The following is a 15,661-nucleotide window of genomic DNA, read 5'->3' as shown; positions in this document are numbered from 1 at the left end:
TCAGGCAGGAAGACCGCTGGCGTCGAAGATGCCTTCGAACAGCACCGAGCTGAGGTAGCGCTCGCCCGAGTCGGGCAGGATCACCACGATGGTCTTGCCGGCGTTCTCGGGCTTGTGTGCCCAGCGCACTGCCGCCGCCGCTGCCGCGCCGCAGGAAATGCCCGAAAGGATGCCCTCCTCGCGCGCCAGCCGGCGGGCGAACAGCACCGCGTCTTCGTTGCTGACCTGTTCGATCGCATCCACCAGCGAGAGGTCGAGTACATCAGGGACGAAGCCAGCGCCGATGCCCTGGATCTTGTGCGGCGCGGGCTTGAGCTCTTCGCCGTTGCGCTGTTGCGTGAGGATGGGGCTGGCGGTCGGTTCGACCGCGACCGAAGTGATGGCCTTGCCTTTGGCCTGCTTGATGAAGCGCGAGACGCCGGTGATGGTGCCGCCGGTACCGACGCCGGAAATTAGGATGTCGATCGCGCCCGCGGTGTCGTCCCAGATTTCAGGGCCGGTGGTCTTCTCGTGAATCGCCGGGTTGGCCGGGTTCTTGAACTGCTGCAGCAGCACGTACTTGCCCGGATCGCTGGCCGCGATTTCCTCAGCCTTGGCCACCGCGCCCTTCATGCCCTTGGCGCCCTCGGTCAGCACCAGCTTGGCGCCGTACGCCAGCAGCAGCTTGCGCCGCTCCACGCTCATGGTTTCGGGCATGGTCAGGGTCAGCGGAATGCCCTTGGCGGCGGCCACGAAGGCCAGCGCGATGCCGGTGTTGCCGCTGGTGGGTTCGACCAGTTCCTTGCCCGGGCCGAGCAGGCCACGCTGCTCGGCGTCCCAGATCAGGGCCGCGCCGATGCGGCACTTGACCGAATAGGCCGGATTGCGGCCCTCGATCTTGGCCAGCACCGTTGCCTTGGCACCGTCGGTGATGCGGTTCAGGCGAACGAGTGGGGTGCGGCCGATGGAGAGCGCGTTGTCGTCGAAGATGTTTTGTGACATGGGAGCTCCTTGAATCAGTCCTGCACCCAGGGCAGACCATGAAAACGCCAGCCATCGCTGCCGCCGCGGTGTTGCTGGTCATCGATCTCACCCTCGAAGCCTTCGAGCACGTTGAACACGTTGTGCAGGCCGGCGGCCGCAGCGGCCTCGGCCGCCGCCACCGAACGCTTCCCACTGCGGCACAGCAGCAGCACTGGCTGCACCTTGCCCAGCTTGGCTTCGAGCTCGCGCACGAAGCGCGGGTTGCGCGTCAGGCTGGTGCCGGTGGCCCAGGCGATGTGCGCACTGCCCGGAACGTGCCCGACAAACTTGCGCTCTTCGGCGCTGCGCACATCAACCAATACCGCCTGCCCGGTGTCGAACAGGCGCCAGGCCAGCTGAGGGGACACGCCGCCTGCGTAGCTCAGGCCAGCAACGGCCGCGGCCTGGCGCGCCTGCGCCAGGGCTTCAAGTTCCGGGGTGGTGTCCAAGGTCGCGCTCATGGTGTGTCTCTTTCGGTGTGGCTCGTTGAAGCGATGGACCTCACTCTAGGAGCCGCACCACAGAACACGAACGAAGGTTTCTGCGTTTGCTTATGAGAAAAGCGAGTGACCCCGCGCCCATGCGGGCGGCGAAGCATGCAGCCACCGCGTCATCACGGGCCGGTCAGCCAGGGGACCGGTCGATCGCGCGACTGTGGCGCTCAACTGCGCTCGCCGCGATGGCCTGACAAGGCAACGCCGCATAGCCCACTTGAAGGCGAAGACCACCCGACGGTCGTTCATGCCGTGCGCCCGCAACGTCCTTTGGCGAGCGTTTGCCTGCCCGCTCCGTCCGCGCCCCGACCTACTGGACGGGCACGTACAGGCTTTGCTTCATGGTGTCGATCACAACGTGGGTGGTCATGCGCACCACCTGTGGGATGTGGGCCATCAGCCGGGCCGACAACGCGTCGTAAGCCTTCACGTCGCTGGCCACCACCACCATCATGATGTCGAAGCTGCCCGTCACGTAATAGACCTGCTGCACCGTCGGCTCACCCTGTGCCCACTGGCGAATTCGCGGCAAGGTCTCGTAGTTGTCCTTGATCTCCAGCCCCGCCAGGAAATGCATGGCCTTGCCCACCGCCTGCGGGTCCACCACCGCAATCTCAGCGCTGATGGTCTTGTCCTGGCGCATGCGCCGCAGGCGGCGCTGGACGGCCGATGCAGACAGACCCACCGCCTCGGCGATCACCTCGGCATTGAGTTGGCAATCTTTCTGGACCAGGTCCAGGATCTTGCGGTCGAAAACGTCCAGTTCGCTGTCCATGCGGCGATTCTAGGCACGGCGTGCGCGCGCCGCTGCCGCGCAGCACACCAACCCGATTCGCGGCCTGGCAGCGCCATACACAGCGTTTTTGCCGCCACGCCGCTTTCCGAGCATTGATACTTCCCAAGCTTTTTGCGCTGAAAAAATGCAGTTTGTTCCTCACACCGGGACACTTTCCCCGTCGTGATGGGCGGTACCGGCAATGGCACCTGTTTTGCCTTCCATGGTTGCCCATTCCTTGATCCCCGGCACTGCCGGCGGAGTTGTTCTGTCGGGTTTCCGACGTGTTTTCTTCTGGAGATTGAAAAATGAGTCGTTCGTTGTTGAGCTGGCTGGTGGCCGGCGTGGTGTCGGTCAGTGGTTTCGCCCACGCACAGGACGTAGTCCGCATCGGCACCCTGTCGGACTACGCGCCCTTCGAATACCGCGACGCCAAGGGTGAGCTCAAGGGCATGGAGATCGAGCTGGCCAAGATCATGTGCAAGAACATCCAAGCCAAGTGCGAGTTCGTGACCATCGACTTCGATGCCCTGATCCCCGCACTGAAAGCCAAGAAGATCGACGCGGTGGTGGCCCAGATGTCGATCACCGAGGAACGCAAGAAGGAGGTGGACTTCACCGACCTGTTCACGCTGGCCCCTGTGCAGTATGTGGCCAAGGCAGGCTCGGGCATCTCCGACGATCCGGCCACACTCAAGGGCAAGACCGTGGGCGTATACAGCGGGTCGACCCACGAGACTTACCTCAAGAAGCGCCTGCCCAAGAACACGTCGGGAATCGCCACCAAGTCGTACCCGTCACAGGACCCGATCTGGCTGGACCTTGAAGCCGGACGGGTGCAGGCCGCACTGACAGACACCACGGTGGCCCACGAATGGCTGGAGAAGACTGGCAAGGCCAAGGGCTTCGCGCTGGTCGGCAAGCCTTTGAGCGACCTGTCCATCTTCGGTGAAGGCACCGGGATCGCTGTGCGCAAAGGCGACCCCTTGCGCACGCGCCTGAACGGTGCGATCAAGCAGGTGCTGAGCGATGGCAGCTTTGCTGCCGAAAACAAGAAGGTGTTCCCCTTCAGCATCGCACCGACCTCCAAGTAAGCGGGAAGGTGTCCTGGCCAGGCTATCCGTTTCGATGGCCTGGTTTTTCTTTTCTCGGGTGGGAACACATGGATGACTTGTGGCTGTATGCCGATCAGGTGCTGCAGGGTGCCTGCATCACCGTGCAGCTGGCCGTGTGCTCGCTGGCGCTGGGCATGGTGCTTGGCCTGCTGCTGGCGGCGGGCAGTCTGAGCCGGCAGCCCCTGTTGCGCCGGGCAGTGATGCTGTGGACCGCGGTGCTGCGCGGCATCCCCGAGTTCCTGATCGTGCTGGTCTGCTATTTCTGGCTGTCCAATGTGATCAACACCCAGTTCGGCGGTTCCTTCGACCTGAGCCCGTTCGTGGCCGGTGTGTTTGCGTTGTCCATCGTGTTTTCCGCGTACGCCGCCGAGGTGTTCCGTGGCAGCTTCGCAGCCATCCCCAAAGGCCAGATCGAAGCAGCACAGGCCCTGGGCCTGCGGCCCGCGCAGACCTTCTTTGCCGTGCGCTTGCCGCAAGCCTGGCGCGTTGCCCTTCCCAGCCTGGGCAACCTGTGGCAGTCGCTGCTGAAAGACACCTCGCTGGTGTCTGTGGTCGGGCTGGAAGACCTGCTCAAGAAAGCCAACATGGCCGGCCAGGCCACCCACCAGCCCTTTGTCTTCCTGCTGGCGGCCGCGGCGGTCTACTTCGTCTTTCTTCAAGCGTCCCAACCTGTTCAGCGCTGGCTGGAGCAGCGCGCAGGTGCAGGCTTCGGACCTAGATCCGCATGAACTTCGAGCAGCTGGAATCCTGGCTGGGCCTGCCCGCCGACAGCGCCCTGGAGGTCTGGGAAGGTCTGGTCATCACGGTGCAACTGCTGGCGGGGTCGGTGGTGCTGGCATTGGTGCTGGCGGTTCCGCTTGCGCTGGCGGCCACCTCCAGCAGCCCGTGGCTGGCCCGACTGTCGCGCAGCTACAGCGCTGCGTTTCGTGGCACCCCGCTGCTGGTGCAGCTCTTCCTTCTTTACTACGGCGTCAGCCAGTTTGAAGCGGTGCGCAACTCACCCCTCTGGTGGCTGCTGGAAGACGCGTTCTATTGCGGTCTGCTGGCGCTGAGCCTGAACCTGGCAGCCTACATGGCCGAGGACCTGCGCGCCGGCATCCTGGCCGTGCCCATCGGCGAGAAGGAGGCGGCCCTGGCCCTGGGCATGGGCGTCCACCGGGTCAACCGGCGAATCGTGCTGCCGGCTGCCTGGCGCATCGCCACGCCCGCCCTGGGCAACGAAGTGATCGCGCAGCTCAAAGCCACCGCGCTGGTGAGCGCCATCACCGTGCTGGACCTCACCGGCGTGGCCCGTCGCCTGTCTACGGCCGCATACACCACCGATGCCCTGGTCATGGCCGGCGTGGTGTATGGCGCCATCACCCTGTTGATCGTGCTGGCAGTGCGGCTCATCGAAAAACGATTTGGCCTTGCAGGCCGACGCTAGACCACCCGACCACGGCTCCACATGAACTCCCACCCCGACATGAACATGCACTCCAACCCCTTGCAACAAGCCCTGGCCGAACAAGGCCTCTTCGTTCTCGACGGCGCCCTCGCCACTGAACTGGAGCGGCGCGGAGCCGACCTCAAGGACCCGCTATGGTCGGCCAAGCTGCTGATCGAGCAGCCCGATCTGATCCGGCAGGTGCACCTGGACTACTTTCTCGCGGGCGCCGACGTGGCCACCACCGCCAGCTACCAGGCCACCTTTGAAGCGTTTGCCCGGCGCGGTCTCGACCACAAACAGGCGGCGAACCTGATGCGCCGCTCGGTCCAGCTGGCATGCGAAGCCCGTGACGCCTTCTGGTCGGACCCGATCAACCGCACGGGCCGGCGCAAGCCCCTGGTGGCCGCCTCTGTGGGGCCGTACGGAGCCATGCTGGCCGACGGCTCGGAATACCGCGGCTACGGAGGCGTGTCGCGCGAGGCCCTGGCCGCCTTCCACCGCCCCCGGCTGCAGGTGCTGGCCCACGCCGGAGCGGACCTGCTGGCCTGCGAGACCCTGCCCTGCCTGGCCGAAGGCCTGGCCATCGCCGACCTCCTGCCCGAATTCCCCGGGGTGCAGGCCTGGATCAGCTTCTCGTGCCGCGACGGCGAGCACAACAGCCAGGGCGAGGCGCTGGCGGACTGCGTGGCCGCGCTGGACAGCGTGCCCCAGGTGGCAGCGGTGGGCTTGAACTGCACGTCGCCCGAGTATGTGCCTTCGCTGGTCGAGCGCGCCCGTGCGCGCACGGGAAAACCCATCGTGGTCTACCCCAACTCCGGCGAACACTACGACGCGGTGGACAAGGTGTGGCAAGGCGATGGCCAGGCGCACGACTTTGCCGCGCAGGCCATGCGCTGGCATGGCCGCGGCGCCCGCCTCATCGGTGGCTGCTGCCGCACCGGGCCGGACGATATCCGCGCACTGCGGCAGGCCGCCGAGGCGGCTGGAGCCCTCCAGCCAGCCGCAGCCTGAAGCGCGGGCGGTGCCGCGGGCATCGCCCGCCGCACCGCCACAGCCTCACATTCCTCGCCCGTCCCGCTCGGGCGCGTAGCGGTCGGCCTGGATGTCCGGCGTCACGCCGTGCGTCAGCACCTCGTCGGTGATCGGCAGGAACTGCGCGTTCCAGTCCTCCCATGCCTGGCGCAGGCGGGTGAACAACTCGGGATGTTTGTCCTTGAGGTTGGCGCGCTCCAGTGTGTCGTATTCGACGTCGAACAGGAACTCGTTGTCGTTGATGCGCAGGTACTTGAAACGGCCTTCGCGCGCCGCGCGCTGGCGCTGCGCCTTGTAGCGCCAGAACAGACGGCGCTCATGCACCGGCACCTCACCTTGCAGCACCGGCAGGATGTTCTCGCCGTCGCTGGGGTAGCTGGGGTGAGGCGCCGTGCCCGCGGCCGACAGCAGCGTGGGCAGCCAGTCCATGGTGATGGTGACCTGCTCGCTGACCTGTGGCTTCAGGCGCACGGGCCAGGACAGCAGCGTCGGCACACGGATTCCGCCTTCGAGAAGCTCGGTCTTCTGGCCGGTGAAGGGCCAGGTCTTCGAGAATCGCTCGCCGCCGTTGTCGCTGGTGAAGATCACGATGGTGTTGTCGAAGACACCCTTGGCCTTGAGCGCCTGCACCACCTGCCCCACCGCGGCGTCGAGCGAGCGCACCATCTTCGCGTAGGTGTGCAGATTGCCTCCGTCGTAGTGAAAGATGTCTGTGAGGTCGCGCGAGACGTGTTCGTCTTCTGGACCGACCCAGGGCCAGTGCGGCGCGGTGAAGTGCAACGAGAGGAAGAATGGTTTCGCATCCCTCTGCTGGCCGATCCACGACGAAGCCTCGTCGGCCAGCAGCTGCGTGTAGTAGCCCACGCGCTCGACCGGCATTTCGCCCTCGTAAAGGTCGCGCGGCACCGCCGCGCCGATGCCCGGCTTGTGGGTGAAGTAATCGATGGCACCGCCGTAGTTGCCGAAGAAGCGGTTGTAGCCGCTCTTGAGCGGGCCGTAGTTCGGCAGGTTGCCCAGGTGCCACTTGCCGATCAGCGCCGTCTCATAGCCCGCATCGCGCAGCAGCGACGGCAGGGTGGGGTGGTCGGTCGGCAAGCCGTGCAGATGCGCGGTGCGCACCAGCGGCTCTTCCAGCCCGCCGCGCAGGCGGTACTGGTAGCGCCCGGTGATGAGGCCGAAGCGGGTGGCCGAACACACCGCCGAGTTGGCATAGGCCTGCGTGAAGCGCACGCCGCCGGCCGCGAGCGCGTCCAGGTGCGGCGTGCTGTAGTGGTTCTGCCCGTAGACGCTCAGATCCGCCCAGCCGAGGTCGTCGGCCAGGATGAAGACGATGTTGGGCTGCTTCGATGCACCGCTCATGCGGCACCCTTCGCCTTGCCGCTGGCGTCGGTCTCGCGCCAGACCTTCTCCAGCTTCAGGTCCTTGACGGCCTGCTGCACGAACTGCGGCTGGAACCAGGTCTTGACGTCGAAACCCTCGCCGCGGATCAGTCCCAGGCGGATGCCATCGTTGAGCACCAGCTGATAGTTGGACTGAAAGCCTTCGTCGAGCAAAGGCGAATAGCGCACCGCCAGGTTGTCGCCGGCCAGCTCTTCGCGGAAGGCCAGGTCGGGGTTGCCGCTGTTGGCAACATAGAGCTTGATCAGTGCGTCACGGTTGGCTTCCTGCGACGCCCAGGCCGAGGCGCGCACCAGTTGCTTGACCACGCGCTGCACGATCGGCGCGTTGCCGGCCAGGAAGTCCTCAGTGGCCAGCATGCCCGAGTTGATGGTGAACGCCGGACCCTTGCCGCGCGTAAGCGGCAGGATGTTCACGCCTTTCTCGCGCAGGATGAACAGGTCCGGGCCGCCGAAGGTGGCGTCGATCTGTCCGGACACCACCGCGGCTTTGGAGCTGGGCCAGTCCATGTTGATCAGCTTGACGTCCTTTTCGGTCAGGCCGGCAGCGGCCAGAAGGTTGTCGAAAGGACGCTGATAGGCCGTGCCCTTGAGCACGCTGACCTTCTTGTCCTTGAGGTCGGCGACGGTCTTGATGGTCGACCCCGGCGCAGTCGCCAGGTAGCTGTCGGTGCCGCGGCTGGTGGCGGCGATGAAGCGCGTGGGCAGGCCGCGGGCCTTGTGCAGCACTGAGGCCAAGTCGCCCAGGTACACGATGTCCAGCTGCCTGGCGGCCAGGGCTTCGGCGATGGCCGGGCCGGCGCCGCGGAAGAAGTTCCACTGCACCTCGATGCCGTCCTTGGCGAACTCTTCCTCAAGCCACTTGTTGGCCTGAAGGATCGCCAGGCTGCTGGCGCCGGGCGAGGGCTTGCCGGCGGTGCCCAGATCGGGCGAACCGATGCGCACCAGCTTGGCGGGTGCGGACTGCGCGCGGGCCAGCCAGGGCGTGGCCAGACCGGCGGCGGCGAGGCCGGCGACGAACCGCCGGCGCGGGAGGGAAGTTGGGAGATTGTTTTTCATGGGTCGGCTCAGAGGTGGGAGAAGGAAATCAGATCGCGAACTGCCAGGCGCTTACCTCGGGTTCGAGGCGCTCCGGCTTGAGAGGTGGCTCGGCCAGGTCGGCCGCGCTGTGCTCGCCGAACTCGCGCAGCACGGTCTCCTTGACCGTGGTGAAGGCGAAGGACGCGCGGTCACGCGGGTGCGCCAGCGGCACCGGGATCGTGCGGCGGATGCGGCCCGGGCGGGGTTCCATCACGACCACCTTGTCGCCCAGGTAGACCGCCTCTTCGACGTCGTGCGTGACCAGGATCATGGTGATGCCCTCGGCCTGCCAGATGCGGTGCAGTTCCTGCTGCAAATGGGCGCGGGTCATCGCGTCGAGCGCGCCGAAGGGCTCGTCGAGCAGCAGGATGTCGGGCCGGTTCACCAGCGCTCGGGCGATGGCGACACGTTGCGACATGCCCCCTGAGAGCTGGTGCGGGTAGGCGGTCTCAAAACCTTTGAGTCCCACCAGTTCGATGTGTTCGCGGACGGTCTGGCGCTGCTGGCCTTCGGTCAGCCCTGCGTTCAACAGACCCAGCCCGATGTTCTTCTCCACCGTCAGCCAGGGAAACAATCGGTGCTCCTGGAACACGATGCCGCGGTTGAGGTTGGTGCCCTTGATGCGGGTACCGTCCAGCAGGATCTCGCCTTGGTAGCCCTCCTCCAGCCCGATGATCAGCCGCAGCAGCGTGGACTTGCCGCAGCCGCTGGTGCCGACAATGCTGACGAACTCACCCGGTTCGATGGTGAGGTCGATGTTCTGCAGCACGGGCAGGGCTTGGCCCTTGACCTCGTACTGTTTGTTGAGCCCCCGGATGTCGAGGGTGCCGGCGTGTGCCATGTTGTGTTTCTCCTTCGTGTTCAGTAGCGCGCGACGGTGCGGTCGCGCCAAGCCAGCAGTCGACGCTCCAGGGCGCCCAGCGTCCAGTTCAATGCAAAGCCCACCAGGCCGATCACGACCACGCCGAACAGCACCAGGTCCATCCAGAAGTGCTCACGACCATCGATCAGCGTGTTGCCGATGCCCTTGCCCGAAGCCATCAGGTACTCGCTGCCCAGCGTCGCCAGCCAGCTGTAGATCAGCGCCAGCTGCACGCCGGTGAAGACCGAGGGCGCGGCCGAGGGCGCGATCACGCGGCTCAGGAGTTGCCAGACGCCGAAGCGGTAGACCCGCCCGACCTCGATGTATTCGCGCGGTACGCTGCGCAGGCCCTCGAAGGTGTTGAGCACCATCGGGAAGAAGGCCGCCATGGCGATGAAGGCAATCTTGGCGCCGTCACCCAGGCCGAACCACATCGACAGCATCGGGATCCAGGCGAACAGCGAGATCTGCTTGAGCGTGTGGAACGACGGGCCGACCAGACGGTCGAACCAGCGCGACCAGCCCATCAGCACGCCGACCAGCAGACCGGCAGCGGCACCGATGACAAAGCCCCAGGCGTTGCGCCACAGGCTGGCGCCCAGCGCTGCCCAGAGGTCGCCGCTGGCGACCTGCTGCACCGCGCGGTCCCACACCGCGACCGGCGAGACCAGCAGTGGCGAGGTCGACCAGCCCGAGCCCACGGCCCACCACCAGAACACCAGGAGCAGCACCGGCAGCACCCAGCCGCGCAGTGCGGGCGGCACGAGGCCGGAGGATTCTTCTTGGGACATGGATCGCCCTCCTTCACAGACCCGGCTTGCGCCAGCGCAGCAGCCAGGCTTCGGTCAGCGACAGCAGCTTGTCGATCACCAACCCCACGATGCCCACCGCCAGCACCGAGGCCAGCACCACGTCCAGCTGGAACAGCTGGCGGCCGTAGACGATCAGGAAACCGATGCCCTCGGACGAGGCCAGCAGCTCCACCACCACCAGCGCCAGCCAGGCGTGGGTCAGGCCATAGCGCACACCGTTCCAGATCGGCGCCGTGGCGGCCGGGAACACCACCTTGGTCAGCATCTGCCAGCGCGTGAAGCCATAGACCTTGGCCACTTCGATGAAGCGGTTGGGCACGTTCTGGATGCCCAGGCAGGTGTTGATCGTCACCGGGACCAGGGTGGCTTTGGCGATCAGGAGGAACTTCAGACCTTCGTCGATGCCGACCAGCAGCATCAGCAGCGGCAGCCAGCCGATCACCGGCACCTGGCTGAAGGCCTTGAACGAGGGAAGCAGGTAGTCGCGCACCGCGGGCGACAGGCCCATCGACACGCCTAGCAGCAGGCCCGCGACCAAGCCGATCGAGAACCCGGTGAACACCCGCACCAGACTGATCCAGAGGTTGGTCCAGAGCTCACCGCTGACCAGCATGTCCCAGAAGGTTTGGAACACCACGGCCGGCGGCGGCAGCACCTGCTCGGGCACCCAGCCCCAGACAGACGACAGGTGCCACAGCAGCAGCACCGCCAGCGGAAACGGCCAGGCCCAGAGCCATTGCAGCGGCCATCGCGAGCGCAAGGCGTGGGCGTGTCGCACGGCATCGGCAGGTACCGGCGAGGGCAATGACACGGTCGCACCGAGAGATGAGGACATGGTCGTGCTCTCCACTAAAGGCGCTGCGTCAGTTCGCCAGCTGGCCATCCGGGCCGTAGACCGGCCAATAGGTCTCGAGCTTGAGTTCCTTGAGGGCGACGGTCAGATAGCGGCGGTCGAACCAGCTGTCGATCTCGGGCACGCTACGCGTGAGCTTGAGCGCGTAGGCATCCTTGGCGGCTTCCTTGTAGCGAGAGACCAGGAAGGGGTCGAGCAGCGGAGACAGGCGCACGCGCAGGGGCTGGCCGATGAAGTCCTCGCGCCAGATCTTCTCCGGGTACTCGGTCTTGCCCCAGCGTTCGAACAGGTCGGCCCGGTTGGCTTCGTTCGAATAGCGGTGTGCCACTTTCACCAGCGTGGTCACGATCCTTTGTACTGCCTGGGGGTTCTTCGCGGCGAAGTCTTCGGTCACCAGCAGGTGCGTCTGGCGCGTGTACTTGTAGTTGTCGGCTGCGGCCGACCAGATGATCTTCGCCTGCCCCTTGTCGCGCAGGTCGAAAGCGCCAACGTAATCGAAGATGGCGTCCACGTCCTTGTTGACAAAAGCCGTGCGCCCACCGGCCAGGTCGAGGTTGATCAGTTTGAGGTCACTTTCCTTGAGGCCGTGCGCTGCCAGCGCCGCCGACGCCGCCAGGTGCAGGTTGGTGCCCTTGAACAGCGCAACACGTTTTCCCTTCAGGTCTTCCAGCTTCTGGATGCCCGATTCCGGTTGCACCGCGACGTAGAGGCCAGTGCGCACACCGCTGCCCGCGATCAGCTTGGTTTTCACACCGTTGGCGCGCGCCACGATCGCTGGCAGATCGCCCTGCCAGGCGAAGTCCAGCTGCTTGTTGACCAGGGCCTCATTGACCGCCGGACCGGCGCCCTTGAAGAACACCCACTTGATCTCCACACCGTCCTTGCGGAACTCCTCTTCGAAGGCGCCGTCGGTGTAGGCCAGCGCAGTGGTCGTGCCGCCGTGGCGGATCGGGTTGCTGCCGACCCCGCCGGTGGCCACGCCGATGCGGATGGTTTTCAGCGGCTCGGGTGCGGTCTGGGCCAGGGCAAGACCCGTGACAGACAAGGAGAAGGCCAGCGCGAGCAGGCTCAGACGTCGACGTGGATGCATGTTTCCTCCGGTGGTATGGATGGCTGTTGACCGGACGGAATCTACGGACCTTGCCTTGCTCGCGGAACGAATCAAAACGGATAAACAAGCTCGCCGATGTTTGGGTGATGAGTTCATGGCGCGAAGGCATATGCACCCTGTGTTTGCCGCGCATGGATATGCAAAACGCTTCGTTCCCGTCGAGTGCCTGCGCACCTAGATTGAAAAAAGGACGGCGCATCCGGCGCGTTCCGACACCACCGATTCATCCCAAGGAGTTCCCATGTCCCAGCTCAACGATCTGCCCGGCACGTACACCCGCTTCAAGGTCGAGCCCTACACCCCGAACATCGGCGCCGTGGTCCACGGTCTCGACCTGCGCCACCCGCTGGACCCGGCGACGCAAGACGAACTGCGCGATGCGCTGGCCCGCCACGAAGTGATCTTCTTCCGCGACCAGGACCTCTCACCCGAACAGCACGTCGCGTTCACGCGAACCTTCGGCGGTGTCGCCGAGGTCAAGGCCTTCTTCCCGCGGCTTGAAAGCCACCCTGAAATCGAAATCGTCGAAAGCACGGCCGAGCGCCAGAAGGCCGCCAGCAACTGGCACGCCGACATCACCTGGCGGGAACAGCCCCCGTTGGGCACCAGCCTGTACGCGCAGGTGATCCCCGCCACCGGCGGCGACACCGTCTGGGCCAGTCTGACCAAGGCCTACGAGAGCCTGCCACCGGCCTTCCAGGCCTACCTGGAAACACTGACCGCAGTGCACACCTGGGAAATCAGCGGCTGGACCGAGTACCTGCTGGCCAAGGACGCCAGCGGCGACGAACTCAAGGCCGCGCGCGCGAAGTACCCGCCGGTGGAACACCCGGTGGTGCGCGTGCACCCGGTCACGGGAAAGAAGATCATGTACGTCAACAGCACATTCACCAGCCACATCAAGGGCCTCACGCGCTCGGCCAGCGACGCCTTGCTGACCCAGCTGTTCGAACTGGCCCGTGTGCCCGAATTCCAGGCCCGCCTGCGCTGGGCCCCCGGCTCGCTGGCCGTGTGGGACAACCGCTCGACCCAGCACTACGCGGTCGGCGACTTCTTCCCGCAGCACCGCAAGCTGCACCGCATCACGATCACGGCCGACAAAACCTTCTGATCGCACCACAAGGAGGAAACCGACATGACACAAGAGCAACTGCACCCGAAAAGAAAGCTGCGCCTGGGCGCTTTCATCATGGCCACCGGCCACCACATCGCCGCCTGGCGGCACCCCGGATCGCAGGCCGATGCCGGCGTGAACATCGACCACTACATCGAACTGGCCCAGACGGCCGAGCGCGGCCTGTTCGACCAGGTGTTCGTGGCCGACAGCCCAGGAATCTGGCACAAAGGCGACCGCGAATCGTTCAGCCGCCAGGGCCGGCTCTCGCACTTCGAACCGGTCACGCTGTGGGCCGCGCTGTCGGCGGTGACCAAACACATCGGCTTCGTCGCCACCGCGTCCACCACCTACGAGGACCCTTATCTTCTGGCGCGCAAGTTCGCCTCGCTGGACCACATCAGCAAGGGCCGCGCGGCGTGGAACGTGGTGACCACCAGCGCCGAGAACGTGCACGGCAACTTCGGTCTCGAAGCCCACCCGGACCCGGCCACGCGCTACGAGCGGGCGCACGAGTTCGTGGACGTGGTCAAAGGTCTGTGGGACAGCTTCGAGGATGACGCCTTCAGCCGAGACAAGGCCTCCGGCGTCTACTTCGACCCGGACAAGCTGCACGAGCTCAACCACATCGGCAAGTTCCTCAAGGTCAAGGGGCCGCTGAACATCGAGCGACCACCGCAGGGATACCCGGTGATCGTGCAGGCCGGCTCGTCCGAAGACGGCAAGGAGCTCGCCGCTGCCACCGCCGAAGCCATCTTCACCGCCTGGACCAGCCTTGAAGAAGCCCAGGCCTTCTACAAGGACGTGAAGGGGCGTCTCGCCAAGTACGGCCGCCGGCCTGAGCAGTTGCTGGTGCTGCCCGGCATCTCACCGGTGATCGGCCGCACCGAAGAGGAGGCCAAGGCCAAGTGGGCCGAACTGCAGGGGCTGATCCATCCTTCGGTCGGCCTGGCCACGCTGGCGCAATTCTGGCCGGGCGAAGACCTGTCCAAGTGGGACCTCGATGCCCGCCCGCCCTACATCCCGGAACCACCCAAAGGCATCAACAGCCGCGCCCACGTCGTGCTTGAACTCGCACGCCGCGAGAAGTACACCGTGCGCCAGCTGTACGAATACCTCGCCGGTGCGCGTGGCCACTGGGTGGTGGTGGGCACGCCGTCGCAGATCGCCGACCGCATCCAGGAATGGTTCGAGAACGGCGCGGCCGACGGCTTCAACATCATGCCGCCGGTGCTGCCCGCATCGCTCAACGAGTTCGTCGATCTGGTGGTGCCCGAGCTGCAGAAGCGCGGCCTGTTCCGGACCGCCTACGAAGGCACGACGTTGCGCGAGAACCTGGGCCTGGAGCGCCCGGCAAGCCGCTACGCAGAGCCTCAGGCCAGGGCGGCCTGAGTTGTCCGGTTTCGCCAGACAGGCGGTGGCGTGGCACACACGCCACCGCTTTTTGTTGTCCTTCGCAGTGCTGTCCCTGTTCATGGGAATCAGCGTCGGGCTGGCCAAAGTCACCACCACTCTCTACGCGCTGCAGCTGGGTGCGCATGGCTGGTGGCTGGGTGCCATCGCCAGCGCGCAGAGCGTCGGCATCCTGATCACCGCCCTGCCGGTCGGTGTGTGGGTCGAGCGCGTCGGTCCGCGCCGCCTGTTCATGGCAGGCAGCCTCGCGGGCGGCCTGCTCTATGCATTGCTGCCGCTGGTGCCGCACGCTGCATTCCTGCTGGGCATGACGGTGCTCACCGGGCTGGTCATGCCCACGCGTTTCGTCTCGCTGCAGACCATCTTCATGGCGATGCTGCAGCAGATCGGCACCGCCAACGCCGGCTGGCAGCGCGCAGCCCACATGTCGGGCATGCTGCTGCTCGGCCCGCTGATCACCGCCTCGGTGATTGCCCACCTGGGTCACGCGGGCAGCTACTGGCTGGTGGCGCTGATGTTCCTGCTGACGGTCGCACTGTCGCAGCGCGTACTGCTGCACCCGCTGCCGGCGCCGGCTTCACCGGTCACGCCACAGCGGCCAGGCATCCGCGCATCGATGGCGCAGGTGTTGGCGCATCCGCAAGCGCGGCGGCTGGCACTGACCGAGGCCTGCATCCAGGGCCTGAACATGTACCACGCGTTCTTTATCGTCGTGATCGCAGTTCAGGACCTGCACGTGCCCGCCGCAGCGGCCGGCAGCCTGGTGGCAGTGCAGGGGGCCGCCTTCATCCTCGCCCTTCTGGCACTGGGCACGGCGATCCAGCGGCTGGGTCGCCGCGCCACTGCAGCTGGCGCTGCGCTGGCGGCGCTGGGTTGCGTCTGTCTTGGCGAAGCCGGTGGCATGCCTTTGCTGCTAGTGGGCAGCGCCCTGCTCGGTCTGGGACTGGGCGTGGTCGAGGTGCAGGTGCTGGGCCGCATGGCGGCGCTGGGTGCCCGGCTTGGTCAAGGGCGCATGGCCGGGCTCAATGCCATTGCCGGTCCGGGCGGCGCCCTCTTGGGCGGTCTGCTGGGGGGATCCTTCGGAGCCTGGGCCGGCCTGCAGGCCGGCTATCTGGTGTGCGCCCCATTGGTGCTGCTGGTGGCGCGCGCAAGGGCGCAGGAGGAATAGAAGA

Annotated in this window: 16 protein-coding genes; 7 read left to right on the top strand and 9 right to left on the bottom strand. The window is 65.9% G+C overall.

Going from position 1 to position 15,661, the window contains the following annotated elements; all coding sequences use genetic code 11:
- From cysK to ACLIJ1_RS01815, 3 genes are all read right to left on the bottom strand, one after another.
- Nucleotides 1–981, bottom strand: a complete 981-nt coding sequence (cysK, locus tag ACLIJ1_RS01825) for a cysteine synthase A (protein WP_411363770.1) — start codon at nt 979–981, stop codon at nt 1–3.
- Nucleotides 982–995: 14 nt separating this feature from the next.
- Nucleotides 996–1,463, bottom strand: a complete 468-nt coding sequence (locus ACLIJ1_RS01820; protein ID WP_411363769.1) for a rhodanese-like domain-containing protein — start codon at nt 1,461–1,463, stop codon at nt 996–998.
- A gap of 343 nt (nt 1,464–1,806) precedes the next feature.
- Entirely contained in the window at nt 1,807–2,271 is a 465-nt protein-coding gene (locus tag ACLIJ1_RS01815; RefSeq protein WP_411363768.1) for an Lrp/AsnC family transcriptional regulator, read from the bottom strand.
- A 308-nt stretch (nt 2,272–2,579) separates the two neighbouring features.
- On the opposite strand from ACLIJ1_RS01815, the gene ACLIJ1_RS01810 reads away from it, so the two are divergent.
- From ACLIJ1_RS01810 to mmuM, 4 genes are all read left to right on the top strand, one after another.
- Entirely contained in the window at nt 2,580–3,365 is a 786-nt protein-coding gene (locus tag ACLIJ1_RS01810) for a transporter substrate-binding domain-containing protein (RefSeq protein WP_411363767.1), read from the top strand.
- Nucleotides 3,366–3,433: 68 nt separating this feature from the next.
- Nucleotides 3,434–4,114 (top strand): ABC transporter permease, encoded by a 681-nt coding sequence (locus ACLIJ1_RS01805; RefSeq protein WP_411363766.1) that lies wholly within the window; start codon nt 3,434–3,436, stop codon nt 4,112–4,114.
- Nucleotides 4,111–4,812, top strand: a complete 702-nt coding sequence (locus ACLIJ1_RS01800; RefSeq protein ID WP_411363765.1) for an ABC transporter permease — start codon at nt 4,111–4,113, stop codon at nt 4,810–4,812. Before ACLIJ1_RS01805 ends, ACLIJ1_RS01800 begins: the two co-directional genes overlap by 4 nt.
- 21 nt (nt 4,813–4,833) lie before the next feature.
- The gene (mmuM, locus tag ACLIJ1_RS01795; RefSeq protein WP_411363764.1) at nt 4,834–5,826 is read left to right on the top strand and encodes a homocysteine S-methyltransferase; all 993 of its coding nucleotides are present in this window, start codon (nt 4,834–4,836) and stop codon (nt 5,824–5,826) included.
- Nucleotides 5,827–5,871: 45 nt separating this feature from the next.
- Here the strand turns inward: mmuM and ACLIJ1_RS01790 are convergent, their stop codons facing one another.
- Genes ACLIJ1_RS01790 through ACLIJ1_RS01765 form a run of 6 tightly spaced genes read right to left on the bottom strand, consistent with a single transcriptional unit; the run spans nt 5,872 to nt 11,941 of the window.
- Nucleotides 5,872–7,206, bottom strand: coding sequence for a sulfatase (locus tag ACLIJ1_RS01790; RefSeq protein WP_411363763.1), 1,335 nt, complete (start codon nt 7,204–7,206; stop codon nt 5,872–5,874).
- Entirely contained in the window at nt 7,203–8,303 is a 1,101-nt protein-coding gene (locus tag ACLIJ1_RS01785) for an ABC transporter substrate-binding protein (RefSeq protein ID WP_411363762.1), read from the bottom strand. Before ACLIJ1_RS01785 ends, ACLIJ1_RS01790 begins: the two co-directional genes overlap by 4 nt.
- Before the next feature lie 28 nt (nt 8,304–8,331).
- Nucleotides 8,332–9,165: an ABC transporter ATP-binding protein gene (locus tag ACLIJ1_RS01780; protein WP_411363761.1), complete on the bottom strand. Its 834-nt coding sequence runs from the start codon at nt 9,163–9,165 to the stop codon at nt 8,332–8,334.
- A gap of 20 nt (nt 9,166–9,185) precedes the next feature.
- Nucleotides 9,186–9,977 (bottom strand): ABC transporter permease, encoded by a 792-nt coding sequence (locus ACLIJ1_RS01775; protein ID WP_411363760.1) that lies wholly within the window; start codon nt 9,975–9,977, stop codon nt 9,186–9,188.
- Between the two features lie 13 nt (nt 9,978–9,990).
- Nucleotides 9,991–10,833 (bottom strand): ABC transporter permease, encoded by an 843-nt coding sequence (locus tag ACLIJ1_RS01770; protein ID WP_411363759.1) that lies wholly within the window; start codon nt 10,831–10,833, stop codon nt 9,991–9,993.
- A 28-nt stretch (nt 10,834–10,861) separates the two neighbouring features.
- A complete protein-coding gene (locus ACLIJ1_RS01765; protein ID WP_411363758.1) occupies nt 10,862–11,941 on the bottom strand; it encodes an ABC transporter substrate-binding protein in 1,080 nt (359 codons plus the stop codon).
- Between the two features lie 262 nt (nt 11,942–12,203).
- On the opposite strand from ACLIJ1_RS01765, the gene ACLIJ1_RS01760 reads away from it, so the two are divergent.
- From ACLIJ1_RS01760 to ACLIJ1_RS01750, 3 genes are all read left to right on the top strand, one after another.
- Nucleotides 12,204–13,073: a TauD/TfdA dioxygenase family protein gene (locus tag ACLIJ1_RS01760; protein ID WP_411363757.1), complete on the top strand. Its 870-nt coding sequence runs from the start codon at nt 12,204–12,206 to the stop codon at nt 13,071–13,073.
- A gap of 24 nt (nt 13,074–13,097) precedes the next feature.
- On the top strand, nt 13,098–14,468 hold the full coding sequence (locus tag ACLIJ1_RS01755) for an LLM class flavin-dependent oxidoreductase (RefSeq protein ID WP_411363756.1): 1,371 nt from the start codon (nt 13,098–13,100) through the stop codon (nt 14,466–14,468).
- A gap of 82 nt (nt 14,469–14,550) precedes the next feature.
- Nucleotides 14,551–15,657, top strand: coding sequence for an MFS transporter (locus ACLIJ1_RS01750; protein WP_411363755.1), 1,107 nt, complete (start codon nt 14,551–14,553; stop codon nt 15,655–15,657).
- The last annotated feature ends 4 nt before the right edge of the window (nt 15,658–15,661 follow it).

The organism is Hydrogenophaga sp. RWCD_12 (assembly GCF_046604225.1).
GTDB lineage: Bacteria > Pseudomonadota > Gammaproteobacteria > Burkholderiales > Burkholderiaceae_C > Hydrogenophaga.
The sequence above is the reverse complement of the archived record's forward strand: the minus strand, read 5'-3'. Positions and strand labels throughout refer to the sequence as shown.